This is a genomic window from Streptomyces sp. NBC_00466, assembly GCF_041433995.1.
Lineage (GTDB): Bacteria > Actinomycetota > Actinomycetes > Streptomycetales > Streptomycetaceae > Streptomyces.
In genome coordinates, this window is the sequence record NZ_CP107896.1 from 1,585,798 (window position 1) to 1,608,150 (window position 22,353).

At 69.5% G+C, this 22,353-nt stretch carries 18 protein-coding genes and 1 pseudogene; 11 read left to right on the top strand and 8 right to left on the bottom strand.

The window, feature by feature from the left end:
• Positions 1 to 431: 431 nt before the first annotated feature.
• A complete protein-coding gene (locus OG210_RS06925) occupies positions 432 to 1,592 on the bottom strand; it encodes a Ku protein (protein WP_371535310.1) in 1,161 nt (386 codons plus the stop codon).
• Between the two features lie 182 nt (positions 1,593 to 1,774).
• A complete protein-coding gene (locus OG210_RS06930) occupies positions 1,775 to 2,347 on the bottom strand; it encodes a TetR family transcriptional regulator (RefSeq protein WP_371535312.1) in 573 nt (190 codons plus the stop codon).
• 121 nt (positions 2,348 to 2,468) lie between these two features.
• Here OG210_RS06930 and OG210_RS06935 point away from each other — a divergent pair, with 121 nt between their 5' ends.
• Together OG210_RS06935 and ligD are read left to right on the top strand one after the other, a co-directional pair.
• Positions 2,469 to 3,935, top strand: coding sequence for an FAD-dependent monooxygenase (locus OG210_RS06935; protein ID WP_371535314.1), 1,467 nt, complete (start codon positions 2,469 to 2,471; stop codon positions 3,933 to 3,935).
• 112 nt (positions 3,936 to 4,047) lie between these two features.
• Positions 4,048 to 4,938, top strand: a complete 891-nt coding sequence (gene ligD, locus OG210_RS06940; RefSeq protein ID WP_328331427.1) for a non-homologous end-joining DNA ligase — start codon at positions 4,048 to 4,050, stop codon at positions 4,936 to 4,938.
• Between the two features lie 63 nt (positions 4,939 to 5,001).
• On the opposite strand, the gene OG210_RS06945 is transcribed toward ligD, so the two are convergent.
• The gene (locus OG210_RS06945) at positions 5,002 to 5,937 is read right to left on the bottom strand and encodes an NERD domain-containing protein (RefSeq protein WP_371535316.1); all 936 of its coding nucleotides are present in this window, start codon (positions 5,935 to 5,937) and stop codon (positions 5,002 to 5,004) included.
• A 100-nt stretch (positions 5,938 to 6,037) separates the two neighbouring features.
• Between OG210_RS06945 and OG210_RS06950 the strand changes: the two genes are divergently transcribed.
• The 4 genes from OG210_RS06950 (at position 6,038) to OG210_RS06965 (ending at position 10,582) form a co-directional block, all read left to right on the top strand.
• Positions 6,038 to 6,349, top strand: coding sequence for a zinc-ribbon domain-containing protein (locus OG210_RS06950; RefSeq protein ID WP_328331423.1), 312 nt, complete (start codon positions 6,038 to 6,040; stop codon positions 6,347 to 6,349).
• A 178-nt stretch (positions 6,350 to 6,527) separates the two neighbouring features.
• Entirely contained in the window at positions 6,528 to 7,907 is a 1,380-nt protein-coding gene (locus OG210_RS06955; RefSeq protein WP_328331421.1) for an FtsW/RodA/SpoVE family cell cycle protein, read from the top strand.
• Positions 7,904 to 9,361 (top strand): penicillin-binding transpeptidase domain-containing protein, encoded by a 1,458-nt coding sequence (locus tag OG210_RS06960; protein WP_328331419.1) that lies wholly within the window; start codon positions 7,904 to 7,906, stop codon positions 9,359 to 9,361. Before OG210_RS06955 ends, OG210_RS06960 begins: the two co-directional genes overlap by 4 nt.
• A gap of 210 nt (positions 9,362 to 9,571) precedes the next feature.
• Entirely contained in the window at positions 9,572 to 10,582 is a 1,011-nt protein-coding gene (locus OG210_RS06965) for an aldo/keto reductase (protein ID WP_371535319.1), read from the top strand.
• Positions 10,583 to 10,588: 6 nt separating this feature from the next.
• Here OG210_RS06965 and OG210_RS06970 read toward each other — a convergent pair whose 3' ends face one another.
• The gene (locus OG210_RS06970) at positions 10,589 to 10,807 is read right to left on the bottom strand and encodes a hypothetical protein (protein ID WP_371535321.1); all 219 of its coding nucleotides are present in this window, start codon (positions 10,805 to 10,807) and stop codon (positions 10,589 to 10,591) included.
• A gap of 56 nt (positions 10,808 to 10,863) precedes the next feature.
• Here OG210_RS06970 and OG210_RS06975 point away from each other — a divergent pair.
• Positions 10,864 to 11,702 (top strand): annotated as a pseudogene (locus OG210_RS06975) (IS5 family transposase).
• Here the strand turns inward: OG210_RS06975 and OG210_RS06980 are convergent.
• Positions 11,644 to 12,669 (bottom strand): hypothetical protein, encoded by a 1,026-nt coding sequence (locus OG210_RS06980; RefSeq protein WP_328331413.1) that lies wholly within the window; start codon positions 12,667 to 12,669, stop codon positions 11,644 to 11,646. The pseudogene OG210_RS06975 and the gene OG210_RS06980 overlap by 59 nt on opposite strands.
• Before the next feature lie 178 nt (positions 12,670 to 12,847).
• Here OG210_RS06980 and OG210_RS06985 point away from each other — a divergent pair, with 178 nt between their 5' ends.
• The 3 genes from OG210_RS06985 (at position 12,848) to OG210_RS06995 (ending at position 17,202) form a co-directional block, all read left to right on the top strand.
• Positions 12,848 to 13,072 (top strand): hypothetical protein, encoded by a 225-nt coding sequence (locus OG210_RS06985; protein WP_371535324.1) that lies wholly within the window; start codon positions 12,848 to 12,850, stop codon positions 13,070 to 13,072.
• 222 nt (positions 13,073 to 13,294) lie between these two features.
• Positions 13,295 to 14,422, top strand: coding sequence for an amidase family protein (locus OG210_RS06990; RefSeq protein WP_371535326.1), 1,128 nt, complete (start codon positions 13,295 to 13,297; stop codon positions 14,420 to 14,422).
• Between the two features lie 89 nt (positions 14,423 to 14,511).
• Positions 14,512 to 17,202, top strand: coding sequence for a SpoIIE family protein phosphatase (locus tag OG210_RS06995; RefSeq protein ID WP_371540203.1), 2,691 nt, complete (start codon positions 14,512 to 14,514; stop codon positions 17,200 to 17,202).
• A 50-nt stretch (positions 17,203 to 17,252) separates the two neighbouring features.
• Here OG210_RS06995 and OG210_RS07000 read toward each other — a convergent pair whose 3' ends face one another.
• Positions 17,253 to 18,353 (bottom strand): ferritin-like domain-containing protein, encoded by a 1,101-nt coding sequence (locus OG210_RS07000; RefSeq protein ID WP_371535328.1) that lies wholly within the window; start codon positions 18,351 to 18,353, stop codon positions 17,253 to 17,255.
• A gap of 127 nt (positions 18,354 to 18,480) precedes the next feature.
• On the opposite strand from OG210_RS07000, the gene OG210_RS07005 reads away from it, so the two are divergent.
• Entirely contained in the window at positions 18,481 to 19,413 is a 933-nt protein-coding gene (locus OG210_RS07005) for a diiron oxygenase (RefSeq protein WP_328331405.1), read from the top strand.
• A 992-nt stretch (positions 19,414 to 20,405) separates the two neighbouring features.
• Here the strand turns inward: OG210_RS07005 and OG210_RS07010 are convergent.
• Both OG210_RS07010 and OG210_RS07015 read right to left on the bottom strand, forming a co-directional pair.
• Positions 20,406 to 20,708: a hypothetical protein gene (locus OG210_RS07010; protein ID WP_371535330.1), complete on the bottom strand. Its 303-nt coding sequence runs from the start codon at positions 20,706 to 20,708 to the stop codon at positions 20,406 to 20,408.
• Positions 20,709 to 21,314: 606 nt separating this feature from the next.
• Positions 21,315 to 22,244: a LysR family transcriptional regulator gene (locus tag OG210_RS07015; RefSeq protein ID WP_328331401.1), complete on the bottom strand. Its 930-nt coding sequence runs from the start codon at positions 22,242 to 22,244 to the stop codon at positions 21,315 to 21,317.
• Positions 22,245 to 22,353 lie beyond the last annotated feature (109 nt).

Sequence of the window (22,353 nt, forward strand, 5' to 3'; positions counted from 1 at the left end):
ACAGGACTGGGGGTACGCCCTCCTCCACCCCTCGCACCCCAGGAGTCACGGGCGGCGGTGCGCGGGCGCGAAATCCGGAGCCTCCAGTGAAGAAGCACGTCAGGTGGTGTGCGATCCGGCGCTCCAGGGACGCGACGGGGGCGCGGGCGCTGGGCGCACGACCCTGCCGCAAACCGTACACATATTCTATTTATGACTCAGGCCACATGCTTGGCATCCGCAGACTTGGCAGAGCGGGCGGTCACTTCCGCCGCCACCAGCCTCCCCATCGGGCCCGCCGCGATGGCGCCGCGGACGAGCATGGCCAGGACCACGCAGCAGCCCATGATCACGAGCCAAGAGCCGTTCCCACGCCGCCGCCTTGTCCGGGCTGCTCTTGACGAGCCAGGGCTTCAGACCGGCGGACATCAGCGGCCTTATGGCGCCAGATGTCACGCCGATGCGCGCTTCTTTCCGCGCGTCCCCGATGCCTCGCTGCCTGCTGCCGTCTTCTTGGACGTACCGCTCCTGGCCGACGTCCTGCCCGTTGAACTCTTCTTCGCTGCGGTCTTCTTCGCCGTGGCCTTCTTCGCCGTGGCCTTCTTCGCCGTGGCCTTCTTCGCCGCAGTTTTCTTCGCAGCGGTCTTCTTCGGGGCCGCCCGGCCCGAAGTGCCCTTCTTCGGGGCGGACTTGGTGGACCCTGACGAGGCTTGCGTACCCTCGCCCCCGCTCTCCGCGTCCGCCTTCCGCTTCCCACCCGGCCGCAGCTCCCGGACCTCGGCGCCCTCCCCGGCCCCGGCCTCTGCTCCGCCTTCGCCCTCCTCGCCCTCATCGCCACGCGAGGACTTGGCCGCCCGCACGCTCTTCTCCAGCGCCGACATCAGGTCGATGACCTTGCCCGCACCTGCGTCCGCCGCGGGCTGGGCGGGTGTCTCCTCGCCGGACGTCTTCGCGGCGATCAGCTCCTCGACCGCCTCCCGGTAGTCGTCGTGCAGCGAGTCCATCTCGACCTCGCCCAGGGTGTCCATCAGGGTGTCGGCCAGGTCGAGTTCGGCGTCGCGCACCGTGACGGAGGTTTCCGGGGCAGCCCCTTCGTACGACCTGATCTCGTCCGGCCAGAGCAGGCCGTGCATCGCGATGGCGTCGCCGACGACCCGCAGCATCCCCAGCCGCTCCCGCCCGCGCAGCGCGAACTTGGCGATGGCGACCCGGCGGCTGCGCTTGAGCGCCTCGCGCAGCAGGGTGTACGGCTTCGCGGCTGTGGGCCCGCCGGCGACGAGGTAGTAGGCCGCACCCATCTGCAACGGGTCGATCGAGTCCAGCGGTACGAACGCCACGATGTCGATCGTCTTCGCGGTCGGCAGCGGCAGTGCGGCCAGGTCCTCATCGGTGATCGGGATCATGGAGCCGTCGTCGACCTCGTACGCCTTGCCGATCTCGTCGGCTGTCAGCTCCTCGCCGTCCAGCTCGCAGACCTTCCGGTAGCGGATACGGCCGCCGTCGGCGGTGTGGATCTGGCGGAAGGAGACCGAGTGGTTCTCGGTGGCGTTCACCAGCTTGATCGGGATGCTGACCAGGCCGAAGGAGATGGCCCCGTTCCAGATGGATCGCACGATGGCTCCTGTCCGTCAGTACGGCTCTGCCCTCCCTGACCAGTCTCCCGACAGTGCGGCTTCTCTGCCACCGGCTCACAGTGCGGCTTCTCTGCCACCGGCTCACTGCGGGGCTACTCCATGGGTGGCGCGCACCGGGCCCGGCCTGTCCGCAGGCCGTGTCCGCGAGGTCCCGCACGCGCCTACGGGTGCTCGGACGTCAGATAGCGCTGGACCGTCGGTGCGAGCCAGTCGACGATCTCGTCGTGGGACATCGCCACTGCGGGCTCGATGCGCAGGACGTACCGGGTGAGCGCCATGCCCAGGATCTGCGACGCGACGAGTGCCGCACGGCGGGGGGCGTCGGCGGGGTCGGGGCAGACACCGGCAGCGACCGGGCCCATCTGCTCGGCGAAGACGGCCCGCATCCGCTCGGCCCCCGCCTCGTTGGTGACGCCGACCCTGAGCAGGGCCATCAGCACATCGTCGCGCTCCCAGCGGTCCAGGAAGTGCCCGACGAGGATCGCACCGATGTGGTCGGCGGGCAGCGCGCCCCGGCCGGGCAGCCGCAGATCGATCGTGGACGCTGCGGCGAACAGCCCGTCCTTGGAGCCGTAGTAACGCATCACCATCGAGGGGTCGATCCGGGCGTCGCGGGCGATGGCCCTGATCGTGGCGCGCTCGTATCCGTCGGCGGCGAACCGCTCCCGGGCGGCTTCGAGGATCACCGCCTTGGTGGTGGCGGCAGACCGGCGCGGGGCGGAGGAAGCAGACATGCCAACAAGCGTAGGCCAACAAGCGTTGACATGCCATCCCGCCCCGCCCTAACCTTGCCAACAAGCGTTGGCCCACAGGTGTTGGCCAACGGAAGCAGGCATGTGCTCTTCGGAGGCCGTCATGACGGACACGCACAGCACCGAAGCAAACCGCACGGATACCACCGACGTACTGATCGTGGGCGCCGGCCCGACCGGGCTGCTCCTGGCGGGTGACCTCGCAGCCCAGCAGCTGTCGGTCACCGTCATCGAGCGGCGCCCGCCCGAGACGGGCAATCTGACCCGCGCCTTCGCCGTGCACGCCCGCACCCTGGAGCTGCTCGACGCGCGCGGTCTCGCCGAAGCCCTGATCAGGACGGGCGCCCGCATGGACCGGATGCGCCTCTTCAATCGCGTCTCGCTCGACCTCACCCGGCTGCGGACCCGTTTCCCCTTCCTCCTGATCACCCCGCAGTACGAGGTCGAACACCTGCTGAAGGCCCGTGCGCTCAACGCCGGCGTGGACTTCCGCTACGGAACGGAACTGACCGGCCTCACCCAGTCCGCCGCTACTGACACCGTCACCGCCGACCTACGTGACGCCGACGGGGTCCGCTCCACCATCGAGGCCCGGTATCTCACGGGAACGGACGGGGTGCACAGCGCGGTTCGCCGGGCTCTCGGGCTGCCGTTCCCCGGTGAGTCCGTGATCAGGTCCATCGTCCTGGCCGATGTCCGGCTCACCGGGACACCCCCCGAGCTGCTCACGGTGGACGGCGCGGGCGACGCCTTCGCCTTCATCGCCCCGTTCGGCGACGGCTGGTACCGCGTCATGGGCTGGGACCGCGCCCGGCAGGCCGACGACAGCGACCCCGTGGAACTCGACGAGCTGCGTGAGATCGCCCGCCTCGCGTTCGGCACCGACTACGGGATGCACGACGCCCGCTGGCTCTCGCGCTTCCACAGCGACGAACGCCAGGTACCCGCCTACCGCACCGGCCGGGTCTTCCTCGCGGGCGACGCCGCCCACGTCCACTCCCCGGCAGGCGGCCAGGGCATGAACACCGGCCTCCAGGACGCGGCGAACCTCTCCTGGAAGCTCGCGGCCGTCCTGCGCGGGGAGTCCGCCGACCCCGAGAAGCTTCTCGACAGCTACCACACGGAGAGGCACCCGGTCGGAACGCAGGTGCTGCGAGCCAGTGGGGCGATCATCCGACTCGCCATGGCCAGGACGCCTTGGCAGCGGACCGTGCGCGCGGCCCTCGCCCATCTGCTCTCCGCGGTGCGGCCGGCCTCGGACAAGGTCATCGGAAGGCTCTCCGGCATCGGCATCTCGTACCCCGCCCCCAAAGGCAGCCACCCCCTGACGGGCACCCGGGCACCCGTCCTGCGCCTGGCCGAGGGGCACCTGCTGGAGCTGTTACGGGAAGGCACTTTCGTCCTGATCACGCCGCCGGACGCCCCCGGACACACCGGGCCGGGCCCACTCGTCCACGCGCACTGGACGGACAACCGTGCCACCACCCTGCTCGTCCGCCCCGACGGATACATCGCCTGGGCGGGGACGCGCCCCGACCCGCAGACCCTGGCCACGGCGCTCGGCCGCTGACCGTTCGCCTCGGCCTCTGACCGTTCACCTCGGCCGGGAGCGCACTGCCCGCATTCCCCGCATTCCCTATGTTTCAAGGGATTCTCGACAGGTTTCATGGGATTCTCGATGTATGTCGCCGATCACCGAGGTGGAGGGGCGGCGCCTGCCGCTCACCCACCTCGACAAGGTCCTCTATCCGGCCACGGGCACCACGAAGGGCGAGGTCCTGCACTACTGCGCCAGCACGGCGGGGGCACTCCTGGCCCATCTGCACGGCCGCCCGGTCTCCTTCCTGCGGTACCCCGACGGCCCCGGCGGCCAGCTGTTCTTCACCAAGAACGTGCCGCCGGGCACCCCCTCCTGGGTGCATACGGCCGAGGTGCCGCGTTCCAGGAGCAGGGACGCGCGCCAGGTGCTGGTGCAGGACCTTTCGAGCCTGATGTGGGCGGCCAATCTGGTGGTCGAGTTCCACACACCGCAGTGGCAGGCCGACGCACCGGCCCTCGCCGACCGGCTCGTCCTCGATCTGGACCCCGGCGCCCCGGCCACCGCCGTCGAGTGCTGCACGGTGGCGCTGTGGCTGCGTGAGCGGCTTTCGGCCGACGGGCTGACCGCGTACGCGAAGACCTCGGGCTCCAAGGGGCTCCATCTGCTGGCACCGCTGGAGCCGACGCCTTCGGACGCGGTGTCGGCGTACGCCAGGAAGCTCGCGGTCGAGGCCGAGGCCGCCCTGCCCGGTCTGGCCCTGCACCGGATGAAGCGGGCGCTGCGGCCGGGCAAGGTCTTCGTGGACCACAGCCAGAACGCGGCGGCGAAGACCACAGCGGCGCCCTACACGGTGCGCGCACGGGCCGAACCGACCGTCTCCACGCCGGTGACCTGGGAGGAGGTCGAGGGGTGCGGGTCCCCCGCCGACCTGGTCTTCAGGATCGACGACATCGGCCCCAGGCTCCAGCGGTACGGCGATCTGCTGGGCCCGCTGATCAACCTCAACCGGGCCAGACCACTCCCCCGCGCCTGACCCGGCAGTCCGGCGGTCCGGCCGCCACGCAACCCCGCCCCGCAATTCGCGACCCCTGCCCGGTCACACCCGCAGCCAGGTCCTCCGGTCGCGGGCCGTCGCGTACAGCGACTCGACGTCAGCCGGCTTGAGTACGCCGCCGAGCCCGGCCAGCGCGCCCACCTCGCCGTCCCGCAGCAGCCGTACGCCCACCTGCCCGCCTTCCCGCAGCAGCCACGCCTCATCCGGCCGCGCACCGGGCCCGCCAGGGCCTCCGTGACCGCCGCGGCTTCCGTGGCCGCCGGGCCCGCCACGCCCTCCGGCGCCCCCCGCCACCGGCTCCGCCCGCGCCGCCGGCTCCACCCGTGCAGCGCCGACGATCCCGAGCACCGGACGTACCGCCGTGGCCAGGGCGAGCGACGCCCGCTCCGCCTCGTGGCGGGCCCAGCGCAGCTGCGGTTCCGGCTGTCCGCGCCCGGCCGCGACCAGCGGATCCGCGATCCGGACCGTCCGCTTCCGGGCGTTCAGGGTCCGCACGGACAACACCCCGGCCGGGCCGATCAGGAGATGGCCGATATGCCCGCCGCCGGGCAGCGGCACCGAGTGCAGCACCCGCCACCCCGCGCCCTCCAGCGTGTCCAGCTCGGCCCCCAGCGCCTCCTGGGCGGCGAGCGCGTTGAGCGCGGCGCGCCGGGGAGCCGGCCGGAAACGGGAGACGGCGATCCCCGCCAGTGCGGTGTGCAGTGCCTCGCCGGGCCGGTTGGGCGCGAGGTCGTCGTCGGGATGGAGGGTGAGCAGCGCGAGTTCCGCCGGAGTGGGGACCGGCGGCGGGCCGATCGAGAGCTCCCCGCTGAGATACGGCGCGAGGGCGTCGAGCACCTCGGTTCTGTACTCGGCCAGCACCAGGCTGACCTGCCCCGAATCCCGGTCGTACCAGGCAGCGGCCGGGCCTCCCGGCAGCGTGACGTACAGCCGTGTCCGGCCCTGGTACCGCCCTGGTGTCACCCTGAGTTCCGGCATACCGCATCACCCCGCCCCGACCATGGGAACAGCCCGGGCACCGCAAGGGCAAGAACCCGGTTACGGTGTACCGCGATTACCGACCCGGAGGGGACCCATCATGATCATTTTTGGCAGCAGAGGCTATCTCTACCAGCTGGCCATACTGACGCTGGTGTGCGGACAGTGCGGGAATCCGTCCGCACACACGCTCCGTAAGCGCGTCACCAAGTTCACGCTGTTCTTCGTGCCGCTCTTCCCGTTCTCCACCAAGTACGCGACGCAGTGCACCTTCTGCGGTGTCGAGAACCGGGCGACCAAGGAGCAGGCCGAGCAGCTTCTCGCACAGAGCGCCGGCCAGCCGCAGGGCCCGCAGCAGGGGTACGGTCAGCCCGCGCCGCAGCAGCAGGGGCAGAACCCGTACCAGCGGTGAGCCGTGCCGCAGGCCCGCGCGGTCGGCGCAGCCGGTCCGGGCGGCCCTGACACAGCGTCACACCGGGGTCGTCCCGCAATGTCCGGTCGCCGCCCCCGCCACGCGCGGCACCGGGCTCCCCATCGGCTCACTGAGACATTAACGGACATAGCGTCAGCGTCTTGCTACGTTTCCTGGCATGACCGCAACGACGGCGGACGCTCCCCCGCCCGAACTACGTCTGCCGAAGCGTCGGGGCGTCGAGCTGGTGCTGCTGATCGGCGCCGTACTGATCTCCGTCTACGGCTACATCAACGTGGGACTCGCCAAGAACGACGCGGTACCGGCGGACACCCTGAACTACGGTGCGGGTCTTGGCCTGCTGGCGCTCCTCGCCCATCTCGCCGTCCGCTTCCGGGCCCCGTACGCGGACCCGCTGCTGCTGCCGATCGCGGTGCTCCTCAACGGCATCGGCCTCGTGCTGATCTACCGCCTCGACCTGGCGACCCCCGGCAACAGCGCGGCCCCCACCCAGCTGATCTGGTCCACGCTCGCCGTGGCGCTCTTCATCTGCTGCGTGCTCTTCCTGCGCGACCACCGGATCCTCCAGCAGTACGCCTACCTCTCGGTCGCCGCCGCCCTGGTCCTGATGATCATCCCGATCTTCTTCCCCGCGGTGAACGGCGCGAAGATCTGGATCCGGGTCGGCGGTTTCTCCATCCAGCCCGGGGAGTTCGCCAAGATCCTGCTCGCGGTCTTCTTCGCCGCGTACCTCTCGGCCAACCGCAACGCGCTCTCGTACACCGGCCGCAGGATCTGGCGGCTCCAACTGCCCACCATGCGCGTGCTGGCACCGGTGCTGGCGATCTGGCTGATCAGTGTGGGCGTCCTCGTCCTGGAGCGCGACCTCGGGACCTCGCTGCTCTTCTTCGGCCTGTTCGTGATCATGCTGTACGTGGCGACGGGCCGTCTCAGCTGGATCGCCATCGGCATGGTGATGGCCGCGTTCGGCGCGTTCGTCGTGGGCAGTCTCGAACCCCATATCCGCGGCCGCGTCGAGGACTGGCTGCACCCCTTCGCCTCCATCGAAGCGGGCCAGGGCGCCAACCAGCTGGCCCAGTCGCTCTTCGCCTTCGCGGCCGGCGGCATCCTCGGCACCGGACTCGGGCTCGGCCACTCGATCCTGATCGGCTTCGCGGTGAAGTCCGACTTCATCCTGGCCACTGCGGGCGAGGAGCTGGGTCTCGCCGGGCTCTCGGCGATCTTCCTGCTGTACACCCTGGCGGTGGCCCGCGGCTACCGGGCCGGGCTCGCACTCCGCGACTCGTTCGGCCGGCTGCTCGCGATCGGTCTCTCCTCGATCCTGGCGATCCAGGTGTTCGTGATCGCGGGCGGGGTGATGGGGCTGATCCCGCTGACGGGTATGGCGATGCCCTTCCTCGCCCAGGGCGGCTCCTCGCTGGTCACCAACTGGGTGATCGTGGCGCTGCTCATCCGGATCAGCGACTCCGCTCGCAGACCGGATCCGGAGTTCGTGGAGACCGGGATCATCGCGCCGATCGTGGAGGACGAGTCGTGATCCGCTACATCCGGCGCGCCGCCGCCTGCTGTCTGCTGCTCCTGGTCGCGCTGCTGGCCAACGCCGCCAGAGTCCAGGTGTTCCAGGCGGACTCGCTGGACAAGAACCAGGCCAACCGCCGCCAGACCATTGCCCGTTACCACCAGCCGCGCGGCAACATCCTGGTCGGCGGGCACAGCGTGACCGGATCGAAGGACACCGGCCAGCAGCTGCGGTACGAGCGCACGTACCGCGAAGGCCCGCTGTACGCGCCGGTCACCGGGTACGCCTCGCAGACCTACGGCACCACCCTGATCGAGAACGCCGAGGACGGCATCCTGTCCGGCACCGACTCGATGCTCACCCCCTTCCCGCTCTGGAACGAACTGACCCGCGCACAGCAGCCGGGCGGCAGCGTGGCCACCACCATCAAGGCGTCGGTGCAGGAGGCCGCGTACAACGGGCTCGGCGGCAGGCGCGGCGCGGTCGCCGCGGTCGAGCCGTCAACGGGGAAGATCCTGGCGCTGGTCAGCAGCCCTTCGTACGATCCGGGGGACCTGTCGGGCACCGGCCCGGCCGTCACCGGCGCCTGGTCTCGGCTGACCGGCTCCGCCGACCAGCCGATGGTCAACCGGGCCATCCGGCAGACCTATCCGCCCGGTTCGACCTTCAAGATCGTGACGGCGGCGGCCGCCCTCGACTCGGGTGTGGTCACCGATATGAACGCGGACACCGACACCCCCGATCCGTACACCCTCCCCAACACCACGACCGTCCTGCCGAACGAGGCGAGCGGCTGCGGTAACGCCTCGCTCGCGTACGCCATCGAGGTCTCCTGCAACACCGTGATGGCCAACCTCGGAGTCGAGGTCGGGCTGAGCGGAATGGCCGACGCGGCCGGGAAGTTCGGCTTCAACGACACCGGTCTGAGGATCCCTTCCGGGGTGGCCAAGAGCAATTTCGACACCGACATGAGCAAGGACCAGCTGGCGCTCTCGTCGATCGGGCAGTTCAACACCTCGGCGACACCGCTGCAGATGGCGATGGTCTCGGCCGCCGTCGCGAACGGCGGGGAGCTGATGTACCCGCATCTGGTCGACGAGACCCGGGCCAAGGGCGGCCGGGTCGTCAGCCGTACCGGGTCGAAGTCCTACCGCCGGGCGATGGATGCCTCCACGGCGGTCCAGCTCCAGCAGATGATGGTCGACGTCGTGACCCAGGGCACCGGGTCCAACGCGGCGATCCCGGGCGCGACGGTGGGCGGCAAGACCGGCACCGCACAGAACGGGGTCAACAACGCCGGTACGCCGTACGCCTGGTTCATCTCCTGGGCGAAGGCCGACGGCGCGAGCCAGCCGGCGGTCGCGGTGGCCGTGGTCGTCGAGGACGCGTCGGCCCACCGTGCCGACATCACGGGCGGCGGCTTCGCGGCCCCGATCGCACGGGCGGTCATGCGGGCGGCGCTGGGACACTGACACCCCGGTTCTCCAGATCTTTAGATGTCTCACGAGACAGCGGGCGCGTCTCCATCTGAGCTTGCTGACGAGCGGGATCACCGTCGTGGCGTAAGAGATTCCGCGGGTAGGGGCGCCCTCGCGAGCGCTGCGATACCGCCGCCCGGACCAGCGGAATGCCCACGCCTCCGAGTTTGCGTTAGTGCGCACTCCAACTCCTAGGTTCGGCGCATGCGATACATCAAACTCGGAACGACCGGACTGGAAGTCTCCGCCATCGCCCTCGGTTGCATGAGCTTCGGCGAGCGGGACCGGGGCGGCGAGCCCTGGTCGCTGGGCGCGGACGCCAGCCGGGACATCATCAAGCAAGCCCTCGAAGGTGGCGTCAACTTCCTCGACACGGCCAATGGGTACAGCGCCGGAAGCAGCGAGGAGATCGTCGGCCAGGCGGTCAAGGACTTCACCCGGCGCGAGGAGGTCGTTCTCTCCACCAAGGTCTGGATGCGGATGCGCCCCGGCCCGAATGGCGCCGGGCTGTCCCGCAAGGCGATCTTCGCCGAGCTCGACGCCTCCCTGAAGCGACTGGGGACCGACTACATCGACCTGTACCAGATCCACCGCTGGGACTATGACACCCCGATTGAGGAAACCCTCGAGGCGCTGCACGACGCGGTCAAGTCCGGGAAGGTCCGCTACATCGGAGCTTCTTCCATGTACGCCTGGCAGTTCGCCAAGGCCCTGTACCTGGCTGACCTGAACGGCTGGACCCGGTTCGTGTCGATGCAGGACCACTACAACCTCATCCACCGAGAAGCAGAGCGGGAGATGCTCCCGCTCTGCGCCGACCAGGGCATCGGCGTGATTCCGTGGAGCCCGCTGGCGCGGGGCAGGCTGACGCGGGTCCGGGACACCGCCACGGCGCGTGCCAGGACCGATGAGGGCGGAAAGATCCTCTACCGCGACGGGGACCAGGCAGTGGCCGAGCGCGTCCACGAGATCGCGGGCAAGCGGGGTCTGTCCCCGGCCCAGGTCGCCCTGGCCTGGGTCATGCGCAAACCGGCGGTGACCTCGCCCATCGTCGGGGTCACCAAGCCGGCCCAGCTTGCCGACGCACTCGCCGCGGTGAACGTCGAACTCGACGAAGACGAGGCTGCCTACTTGGAGGAGCCCTACCAGCCGCACGAGGTCGCCTACCTGGAGGAGTCTTTCTACAAGTCGCGCCCTGTGGCGGGCTCCCGGTAGCCCGGGCTACCGCCGGGCCTTCGACGAGTCCTTGGCCTCGGCCTTCACAGCCCTGTGGTGGGCCCGGCGGTACGTGCGGGCGGTCGCGCGCAACTGCATGATCCGCGCGCTGCCCGCCGGCGCGGTAAGCAGGATGCCCGCCACCTCGGCCAGCAGCAGGGCCACGCGCAGCGGGACGTGCCCGCGGTCACCGAAGTAGCTGACGTCCATCGGCTGCGCGGGCACCGGGATCCGTTTCGACGTGGGACTCCTACATCTCTACATCTGAAAACGGAGCACCGGTGCCCGTCGTCGAAGCATGGGCAATCGAGCCCTTGTGGGCCCAGTTCGAGCCCTCCTGCCACCGCATCTCGAAACACATCCGTGGGGCTGTCACAACCCACGGCTCCCGGACCGGATCGTGTTCGACAAGCTCGTCGCGAAACTCGTCTTCGGCGGCTCGTACGAGAAGCACGCCGATCAATCGTGCTCGGCAACCACGATGAGAACCCGACGCAACGAGTGGATCGCGGCCGGTGTCTTCGCAGGGCTGGAGCAGATCGTGCTGGAGACCTACGGCCGTGTCGTGGGCCTGGACCTGGCCGACATCACCGTCGACGGGCAGATCACCAAAGCGCCCCGCCGTGGCGAGGTCGTGGGGAAATCACCGATTGACCGAGGAAAACTCGGGATCAAGTGGTCGCGGATGTCCGACGGACGCGGGATCCCGCTGGGCTGTGTCGTGACCGGCGCGAACCGGCATGACTCCCCGTTGCTGCGCCCGACGCTGGAGAAGCTCGCGCGTTTCGAGCTCGCGTTGCCCGAGCAGATCATGGTGCACCTTGACGCGGGCTACGACACCACGGTCACCCGCAAACTGCTGACCGATCTCGGCTGCGAGTGGCGGATCCAGCCCAAGGGCGTCGTGATCCCGATCAACCACACTCGCCGCTGGGTCGTCGAGCGCACCAACTCCTGGTACAGCCGCGGCTTCAACTTCACCCTTTCCTGCACGGAACGTCGAGCGGTCGTCATCAACGCGCTGCCCGCGTTGATGACCGCGATCATCGTGATCCGACGCCTCATCCGCGAAGCCTGGACCAGCCAACGCTGGGACGCACGGCCAGCCCGCCGACCATGACGCCTTGTCCTCTACCCGCGGAATCTCTAAGTGGTACGACGATCGCCGACTGGTTCGAGGTCTGCTCACGGAGAGCCGCGTTCTCGGCGTACAGGGCCGGGGCCGTAGCCGATGTTCTCGCGTCGTCCGTCGGCGTCGAAGAGCTCCCTGAGCTGCTCGAAGCGGCGCTGCTGATGGCGGTGGTGAGGTGGCCGGCCCAGGCCGGGGACGGTTCGGTGCAGCCCTGGGTGGTGGTGTTGGCGAGCGCGCGCGTGGCAGCATGTTTGAGCTGCATTCCGACGGCGATCTCCGATCCCGGAAAGTCCCGGGTGAGCATGGCCATGGTGCGTCGGAACATGTGAGGGCTCAGCCTCTGCTCGGGAATGGCCGGCAGACCGGTGATGTACCGGTGGCGATTGACGTGCTGGACGAAGCTCATGATCGCCTGGCAGCTGTCCAGGTGGGCGATGGGCGACTTGGCCTGTACCGAGGCGAAGGCGAGCGTGTCGTGTACGGAGAGCTCGGCGGCCGTCTGGACGGCCTGGGCGACCGGCTCGATGATCCACCAGTGCTTGACGGGCAGGTTGGGGTTGAGTTTGTGCAGCGTCGACTTCACCGCCGGGCTGCCGTAGTGCTCGACGACCGAGTCCTTGAGGATTTCCCGGACCGCGCTGTCCCGCATCATCGACAGCGCGGTGACAAACACCGGAGCCGCATTGCGCAGCGCGGTGAACTCGATCCAGAGGCGCTGCGGATACAGGCTCCTGCGCCAAGATCCCGCGGTGCCGTCCGGCCGGTCGACCTGGGTGAGGTCGCCGAGCAGACCACTCTGCGTACGCCCCTCGGCGACCAGTTCCTCGACATACGCGCGCAGTTGGCGTCCGTGCGGTGCGGTTGCAGGGAAGACGGTGGTGGGCTGCGCGACGCCGACCATCGCGGCCAGCACGGACCAGTTCGCTGACGTGGTGGCGTTCTTGTTCCGCGTCATGTCGTTCGCCAGCCACACCGGAATGCGAAGTCGGCCGTTGACCACTGGCCGAAGTCCTCGGGCAGACCTTCGCCAGCTTCGAACAGAGCCATCGCGCGCAGGATGCCCACGTGCCGCTGCACCGTGCCGACCTTGCACGGCCGGGCTGCAGATGGAGTCCCCGAGCCAGAATCTTGGGGTGGCGTGGGTTGAACTCGATCATTGCCAGCTCGCGGGCGAGAAGGTTCTGCACCTCGGTGAGCTGCATGAGCGTCAGACGCCACTGCCCAGGCAGGAGCCGTGCCGGGCAGCGCAGTACGTCGTTGAAGTCCCAGGCCTGCGGTTCGTTCGTGTCGGCGCCGAAGGCGGTACCGCTCATAAGAACGCCTTCAACCTGATCTTGGTCACGCCACGAGCAAGCTGACCTGCGCCGTATCATCCCCCGAGTTTTCGATGGCAGATGCTCAACCTTTTCCTACGTTGTTGCACGGGTCTGGGCCAGCCTTTCGTATGGTTGGCCCGCCCAGGGGTGTCGGGTGTGGCTTTCAACCTTCTGCCGCTTGTGGCTGCCAACGATTGGCCGTCCGACACCCAACGACGACTCGGCTGCCCATTAGGAATTGCGCACGATCGCTCCGTAGGAGAGATGAAGGTGGTGCCGGTGACCGGGCCGACGAACGTGGCGGTGTCGGAAGCGCTCGGGCGGATCGCGCGGCTCGACCCCGCGCTCAGCGCCTTCACCGAGGTCTGGCCGGAGGCGGCGCCGGACGGCCCACCGCCGGACCACCCCGGGGACGACGGGCCACCGCCCACCGGAGCGCCTCTCCCCGGGGTCCCGTTCGCGGTGAAGGGCCCGTCCGGTATCCGCGGGTACGCGGCCCGGCGGCTGCGGGCCGCGGGCGCCGTCCCGGTCGGCTCGACGGCGGTGCCGGGGCCCGGGACGCACTGGCAGACCTGGGGCCTCGGCGCACACGGCCCCACCCGCAATCCATGGCGCCCGGACCGCACCCCGGGCGGTTCGTCGGCCGGGTCGGCGGTGGCGGTCGCCACCGGCATGATCCCGCTGGCCACCGGGAGCGACGGCGCGGGATCGGTGCGGATACCGGCCGCGTGGTGCGGCGTGCTGGGCCTCAGGACGACGGCGGGGCTGCTGCCGTCGCCGGACAGGACCGGGCTGGCGTCGGCGGGCGTCCTGGCGGCGGACGCCGCCACGGCGCAGGCGTATCTGCGTGCGGTGACGGGCCGGTACGAACCGTCCCTGCCGGAGTTCCCGGTGCCCGCCGTCTGGTCGCCCGACCTGGGCTTCGCCGCGGTGGACGACGAGGTGGAACGGGTCGCGCGGCGGGCGGCGGAGCGGATGGCGGCGGCCGGTCTCGTACGCCTCGACGCCACCTCGTACGACCTGCTCGACCCGTGCGACACCTGGCTTGCGGTGCGCGGCGGGCAGCCGGACCTGGCCACGGCCGTCCGTGCGGAGAACGACCACCGGCTGGCGTCCCTCTTCGCCCGCGCCCCCTTGCTGCTCACACCGGTGACGCCGAACCGCCCGCATGGCCACGAAGGGCCGGGCGAGCGGTACTCGACCTCGCTGACCTGGGCTTTCAACCTCAGCGGCCATCCGGCGGCGAGCATCCCTGCGGGGTTCGACCCTGACGGGTGCCCGGTGGGGCTGCAGATCGTGGCGGCGCACGGGCAGGACGCCTCGCTGGTGGAGATGGCCCGGGCGGCCGAGACGATCATGGACAGGAGCACTTGGTCCGCTTCGCCCCACTAAGGGATCAATGCTATGAAACGAGAGTGACCGCACACCGCCGCAGCCCCGTGCCGCACCCGTCCCGCTGGGCGCTGCGCCGGAGTGTCGCCATGCAGGTGTTCGGTATGCAGGTGTTCCTGATCGTCCTGCTGGTCGCAGCCGCCGCGGCGGTGCTGGTGCTGCAGTCCAGGTCCGACAGCGTGAACACGGCGCGGAGCCGTTCACTGGCCGCTGCCGAGGCGTTCGCGCACGCTCCCGGGCTGCCGCGGGCACTGCGCTCACGCGATCCGACAGCCGCGCTGGAGCCGCTGGCGGAGGGCGCCCGCAAAGGGGCCGGGATCGACTTCATCACCGTGACGGACACCCGGGGGATCCGCATCACGGACCCCCAGCGCGGGCTGATCGGCAAGCGCTCCATGGGTGATCTGAGCAGGGCCCTTGCGGGGCACTCCTTCACCGAGATCTTCTACGGGGCCCCGTCCGACGCCGTGCGTGCCGTCGTCCCCGTGACCGATGCGGGCGGCCACGTCGTCGGCCTGGTCGCGGCCGGAATCGAGATCAGCAATGTGACGGACCTGGTCAGCCGGAGGCTGCCACTCTTCCTCGGCACCACCGCGGCCGCACTCGCTGTGGCCACCGTCGGGGCGGCGCTCGTCAGCCGTCGGCTCAGCCGCCAGACCCACGGTCTGGGGCCTGCCGAGATGACCCGGATGTACGAGCACAACGACGCCGTTCTGCACGCGGTGCGCGAGGGCGTGCTGATCATCGGCAGCGACGGACAGGTCCTGCTGGCGAACGACGAGGCACGCCGGCTGCTCTCGCTGCCGCCCGATGCCGAGCTCGGCCGGGTCGCGGACCTCGGACTCGGCGAGGCCACGGAGCGGCTGCTGACCCGGGGCGAGGCGGTGACCGACGCCGTACACCTGACCGGGGACCGGCTGCTGGCGGTCAATATGCGGCTCATCCGGACGCGGGCCGGACTCGGCAGCAGAGTGGTGACCCTGCGGGACACCACCGAGCTGCGCGCTCTGACCGGCCGCGCGGAAGTGGCCCGGGAACGGCTGCAGTTGCTGTACGACGCGAGCGGGCGGGTCGGCACCTCGCTGGACGCCGTACGGACGGCCGAGGAGCTGGCGGAAGTGGCCGTGCCGCGGTTCGCCGACTTCGTCACGGTGGACCTGACGGAGCCCGTGCTGTCCGGCGGGGAGCCGGGCGGCGCCTTCACCACGATGCGGCGGGCCGCCGTGCGGGGTGTCCGCGACAGCGAAGCGCTGGACCCGGCCGGCACCCGGATCGAGGTGGAGCCCGGGACCCCGCTGGCGCAGTACCTGGCCTCCGGTGAGCCCACGCTGGAGGCCGATCTCCCCGGTACGTACGACTGGCGGCAGCAGGACCCGGCCGGCGGTCTGCGCGCCGTCGCCGAGGGGTTCGGCTCGCTGATCCGGATGCCGCTCACGGCGCGCGGGGTCGTGCTGGGTCTGGTGAGCTTCTGGCGCGCCCTGGAGCGTGACCCGTACGAGGAGGACGACCTCTCCTTCGCCGAGGAGCTGGCCCTGCGAGCCGCGCTGAGCGTCGACAACGCCCGCCGGTTCACCCGCGAGCACACCACGGCGGTCACCCTCCAGCAGAGCCTGCTCCCCCACGACCTGCCGGAGAACCGGGCCCTGGACGTGGCCCACCGCTACGTTCCCGCCCGCGCGGGGGTGGGCGGTGACTGGTTCGACGTCATCCCGCTGCCCGGCGCCCGGGTCGCGCTGGTCATCGGCGACGTCGTCGGGCACGGCCTGCACGCCGCCGTGACCATGGGCCGGCTCCGTACAGCGGTCCACAACTTCTCCTCGCTGGACCTGTCCCCGGACGAGATCCTGGGCCATCTCAACGACCTGGTCCACTCCATGGACGAGGGGAACAGCTCGCTGGGCGACGGCACCGTCGTCACCGGGGCCACCTGTATGTACGCGGTGTACGAGTCCGTGTCGGGCCGCTGCACGGTGGCCAGCGCCGGCCACCTCGGACCGGCGCTCGTCGACCCCGACGGAACGGCGCGGTTCCCGGCCGTCCCCCTGGGCCCGCCGCTGGGCACCGCCAGCCTGCCCTTCGAGACCGCAGTGCTCGACCTGGCCGCCGGGAGCAGCCTGGTGCTGTACACCGACGGCCTGGTGGAGGAGCGGGGCCGGGACATGGATGTGGGCCTTGAGCTGCTGCGCACCGCCCTGGAGGAACAGGCCGGGCTCGACACGGAGCCTCGCGAGATGTGCCGGAGCGTGTTCGACGCGCTGTCGCCCTCGCACCGGGAGGACGATGTCGCCCTCCTCGTGGCCAGGACCCGGCTGCTCGACCCGTCGTCGGTCGCGGACTGGGAACTGGACGCAGAAGACGCCGATCCGGCGGCGGTCGCCACCGTACGGTCCCAGGCGGCCCGCAGGCTCAGCGAATGGGGCCTGGACGAGATCGCGTTCAACACCGAGCTCATCCTGAGCGAACTGCTTACCAACGCGGTCCGCTACGGCACCGCCCCGATCCGGGTGCGGCTGCTCCACAGTGCGACCCTGACCTGCGAGGTCGCGGACAGCAGCAGTACCTCACCGCATCTGAAGCGGGCGGCGGCGATGGACGAGGGCGGGCGCGGGCTCTACCTCGTCGCGCAGTTCGCGGAGCGCTGGGGCACCCGGTATCCGCCGCACGGAAAGATCATCTGGGCTGAGCAGCTCCTCACCGGACCGCAGGCACAGCCCCAGCAGTGGTCCGTGGATCTGGACGACCTCGACGACCTCGAGGGCTTGGAGGGCCCGGACCCGTAAGCGTGTCAGGCATCACGGGCGTCACGGGCGCCGGAGGCGTTCCACGCGTATCAGGCTCCGTCCGCGATGGCCGACTGCACCTCGGCGACCCGCTCCTGCTCCTCCTGCGCGAACCGTTCCCGGTCGAGCTGCTCGGCTATCTCCTCGTCCTGCGACATCAGCAGGTCCAGATTCGAGTTGCCCATCTCGAAGACGCCCATGTCGACGTACGCCTTCTGCAGCCGCTTGCCCCAGAGACCGATGTCCTTGACGCAGGGGACGATCCGGCTGAACAGCAACTGCCGGAAGAGTGTCAGGAATTCGGACTGCTCCGAGAGCTCCTCGGCCTCCTTGCGCGCGATACCGAAGTTCTCCAGGACCTCCACACCGCGCAGCCGGTCGCGCATCAGGTAGCAGCCCTCGATCACGAACTCCTCGCGCTCGCGCAGTTCGGCGTCGGTGAGCTGCTTGTAGTAGTCGCGCAGCGCCATCCGCCCGAAGGCCACATGGCGGGCCTCGTCCTGCATGACGTACGCCAGGATCTGCTTGGGCAGCGGTTTGTCGGTGGTGTCGCGGATCATGCCGAAGGCGGCGAGCGCCAGCCCCTCGATGAGGACCTGCATCCCCAGGTACGGCATGTCCCAGCGGGAGTCGCGCAGGGTGTCGCCGAGGAGGGCCTGGAGGTTGTCGTTGATCGGGTAGAGCATCCCGATCTTCTCGTGCAGGAAGCGGCCGTATATCTCGGCGTGCCTGGCCTCGTCCATGGTCTGGGTGGCCGAGTAGAACTTGGCGTCCATGTCGGGCGCGGACTCCACGATCCGGGCCGCGCACACCATCGCGCCCTGCTCACCATGGAGGAACTGGCTGAACTGCCAGGACGTGTAGTGCTTGCGCAGCTCGCCCCGGTCGCGGTCGGTCATCTTCGCCCAGTGGGGCGTCCCGTACAGGGTCATCGCCTCGTCGGGCGTACCGAGCGGGTCGTACGGGTCCACTTCGAGCGACCAGTCGATGCGCTTCGCGCCGTCCCACTGCTTGTCCTTGCCCTTCTGGTACAGGGCGAGGAGACGGTCGCGCCCTTCGTCGTACTCCCAGCTGAATCGGGCCGAACCCGACGCGGGTATCTGCCAGTTGGACTCGGCCGGTCCCTTGGTATAGAGCTCATGCGTCGACATACCTCGCAGGCTCACACGTTGGTAGACGCCGGGTCAACAAGTCGCGTGCAAGGGATTGACCATCTTACTGACACGCAGTCTCATAAGAGGTGACCACCGGTAACCCCAAGCGCGAGGTACCTCAGAGATGACGACAGCGACCGAACGCGAAGTGCTCCGTGACGCCCTCGGCCTGCTCAGGGACCGCGAACAAGTGGCCGAGCGCCTCCTCCAATCGTCCGCCAAGCACTCCTTCGACCCGGACAAGGAACTGGACTGGGTGGCGCCGATCGAGGACGGCAAGTGGTTCTGGCCGCCGGAGCTCGTATCGCTCTACGACACCCCGCTCTGGCGGAAGATGTCCGAGGACCAGCGGATGGAACTCGCCCGGCACGAAGCAGCCTCGCTCGCCTCACTCGGCATCTGGTTCGAGATCATCCTGATGCAGCTGCTCGTCCGGCACATCTACGACAAGTCGGTGACCAGCAATCACGTGCGGTACGCGCTCACCGAGATAGCCGACGAGTGCCGGCACTCGATGATGTTCGCCAGGATGATCCAGAAGGGCGGGGCGCCGTCGTACCCGGTGCCGCGGATGTACCACAACCTGGCGCGGGTACTGAAGACCGTCTCGACGACCCCGGGCTCCTTCGCGGCGACCCTGCTGGGCGAGGAGATCCTCGACTACATGCAGCGGCTGACGTTCCCCGACGAGCGCGTACAGACCCTGGTCCGCGGGGTGACCCGGATCCATGTGGTCGAAGAGGCACGTCATGTCCGTTACGCGCGTGAGGAGTTGCGCCGCCAGATGGTCACGGCGCCACGCTGGGAACAGCACTTCACGAGGCTCAGCTGCGGTGAGGCGGCGCGGGTCTTCTCCACCTGCTTCATCAACCCCCAGGTGTACACGAACACCGGCCTGGACCGCCGCGAGGCAGTCGCCCAGGTCAAGGCGAGCGGCCACCGCGCGGAGGTCATGCAGAGCGGAGCCAAGCGCCTGACGGACTTCCTGGACGACATCGGCGTACTGCGGGGCGCGGGGCGGAAGTTGTGGGTGAGTTCGGGGCTGCTGGCGAAGTAGCGGGGCGGGCGGGCCTGGCGAGTGGGCTTGGCGAGCGGGTGAGGCCCGCGGCGAGGCGGGGTACGGACTGCTGCCGTCGTACCGCGAGGAGAGCACCGGGGCGCCCTGCCCAATGCCACGACCCGCTCGGGCGTCGCGCAAGTGGCATTACGGGGACCGCCCGGGCCGGGCGGGGGGGCGCGCCGGGGCGCCGTTGCCGCTGGAGGTGGACAGTTGGGCCACCAACCGCGCGAGGGCCGGGTCCCGCATAGCAGGCGTGGAGCCATAGATCACATCCCTCCTGACGGTTCATTCGACCGATGGGCCGACAGCTGACGAGGGAGTGGCGCTCTCGGGGCGTGCGGGCGGGCCGGACCAGTATCCGAGCACCGCGGGCACCTCCCGATCGGCCAGCTGCAGGGCGGGATCGAACCCGACGCCCTCGATCGACCCGATGTCAGCGAGACCGTGCGACGAACCCCACAGCAGGTCGCAATGGCGTCCCGCGTGAACGCGAGCACTCTTGGGCGCTGAAGCCGATCTCGGCGGCGATCCGCCGGATCGTCACGGCCTGCAGCTCTACGCACCCGCCTTGAGGGTAGCCAAGAACATAGAGCTTCACGAGAAATACACAACATCCTTAAAATCTCCTCTACTCTGCCTCGGGGTGACAAGCGAGAACAAGAACAAGGTGGGGGTTGCATGTCTCTCAGGAACGCACTGAGACCGGGGGAATCCAAGGGTGCGCAGGGCAGGGGGAAAAGCAGAAAAATGGGACTCCGGCTCCCCGGGCGGCTGATGGTCGGGGTGGTGGCCCTGTCCATGGGCGTCGCGGCATGCTCAACCGGGGAGCAGAACAACAAGTCAGCGGCCGGCCACGTAAGTTCGGCGACCATATCCGCTTCCCCGCACATCGCTTCTCCAACGCCCCCGCCCACCTCCCCCTCGCCCACGGCTCCTTCGACGAAGCCGATTGCCAGGGAGACGGTGGGCGACCACACTGACTGGAACCTTCAGAAAGCCGTGGCAGACGCCCACGGGCACCACGTCAAGTCTGTGGCGTACGCGGACGCGAGCGAGTTGAGACGCTCAGTGGTGCACACCTCCAACTGGAAGGTGTGCACCCAGACACCTTCGGCCGGTACATACAGCACCACCACGGAGCTCGCGTTCAAGGTCGTGGAGTCGGGCGAGTCGTGCGCGCACCCACCGCGCGCCTCATCGGGTAGTGCGTCCAGCAGCGGCGGGTCGCACTCGTCGGCCAGCTCCGGCTCCAGCTCGGGCGGGAGTACGTCGACCGGCGGCAGCTCCACCAAGACTGAGCTGTGCAGCATCCGGTCCAACGCGGGCAATTGCTACCGCGCCGGCCAGTTCTGCCGGAGCGCGGACGTGGGCGCGACAACCACAGATGCGGCAGGCCGGAAGATCGCTTGCGGCTACCAGGGCTCTGCCAACCGCTGGCACTACTGAGCAGCGTGCAGCCCTCCGGCAAGTAGCCGGAATTCGGGGGCAAGCTCCGGCTCCTACCCGCTGAGGGCCTGGATGTGTTGACGGCTGGTCTGAGCCGCGGCCCGGGGGCTGACCGCGCCAAGCACGCTTCCCGCAGCCCTCGTACGATGACGGGCGTGCCCCTCTGACCGCTCTCGCCACCGACCCCGGCACGGACGGCGATTGCCCGGAGCCGATCACTGACACCTACCGGCACGGCACCGACCATCTGGCCGGCATCGCTCTGACCGGCGGTATGCGGGGAAGCCGAAGCCGTACAGCCGTACTGCGTGTCGCCGAGAGGTCGGTGACCGGCCTGGGTGGCCTGGTTCAGCGACAGTGACTATCTGCGAGCACGGGCAGCAGTTGTGTCTCCAGGCCCGCGGATGTTCACGAGAAATATGTCGCCAGGGCGTGACTGTTGAATCGTCCGGTCAACGGTCTATCCAGTCCGGCACCCACACGTCGTCCGGGGTGCGCGGCCCTGACGTGCGCAGATGGTCGCGTAGCGCGGTCAGCACGGGGTGCTGGTCTCCGGCCCGGGACAACAGCATGTGCGTGTACACCGGGGTCGGTTCGCGCAAGGGGATGCGCCGCAGGTCGTGGCTCTGGGGCCACAGGTACCGGTCCCCGCTTCCGACGAGGGTGGCCAGCGAGGCCGAGTCGGCCAGCGCGTCCATCAGGGCCTCGTCACCGAAGTTGGGGCCGAGCGCGTCGATGCTCAGATCGAAGGCCTCGGACAGCGCCTGGTAGAACGCCGCCCACTCCGTGCCTGGACGGATCCCAGGGATCCAGATGCGGTGGCCGGCCAGGTCCGCAGGCCTGACCCAAGGCGCGTTCGCCAAGGGGTGGCCGGGCCCGACCAGGAGCTCCAGGGGCGCGTCCAGGAGTCGTTCGGCGCTGATCCCGGCTGGGACCTGGTCTGCCGGCAGGGCGCGGAAGGACGCGTCGACGGTTCCTTCGAGCACCGCCTGGGCGGCCCGGGCGGCGTTCTCGTTGCTCAGTGTGACCGCGTCCAGGTTCATCTCGGGGTGGGGGCGGTAGAACCGGTAGACGGCCTGGGCCGGAGCGATGCGCCGGTTGAGGACGTCGACGCGCAAGGGCCGGCTGCCGGGGCGTACGGCCTGCTCGGCCTGCTCGACGGCTGCAAGGACCTTCTTGGCGTGCGGCAGGAAGACCTGCCCGTCCAGGCTCAGCCGGGAGCCTCGCGAGGTTCGCACCAGGAGCATGACCTTCAGGTGTCTCTCAAGGGTCGCGATCCGCTTGGAGACCGCCTGCTGGCTGATCCCGAGCTCGTCCGCCGCTGCCTGGAACTGGCCGGTCCCGGCGACGGCCACGAACGTCCGTAGGGCTTCAACATCCACATCCTCAATTTACTTCCACAACGAGTGGTTGTGTCCGGTGGATGGGGCGGTTGTTTGATCACGCGCTCTTCAGGGTGGTGGGATCGCCGCATGTCTACCCGCACAGAGC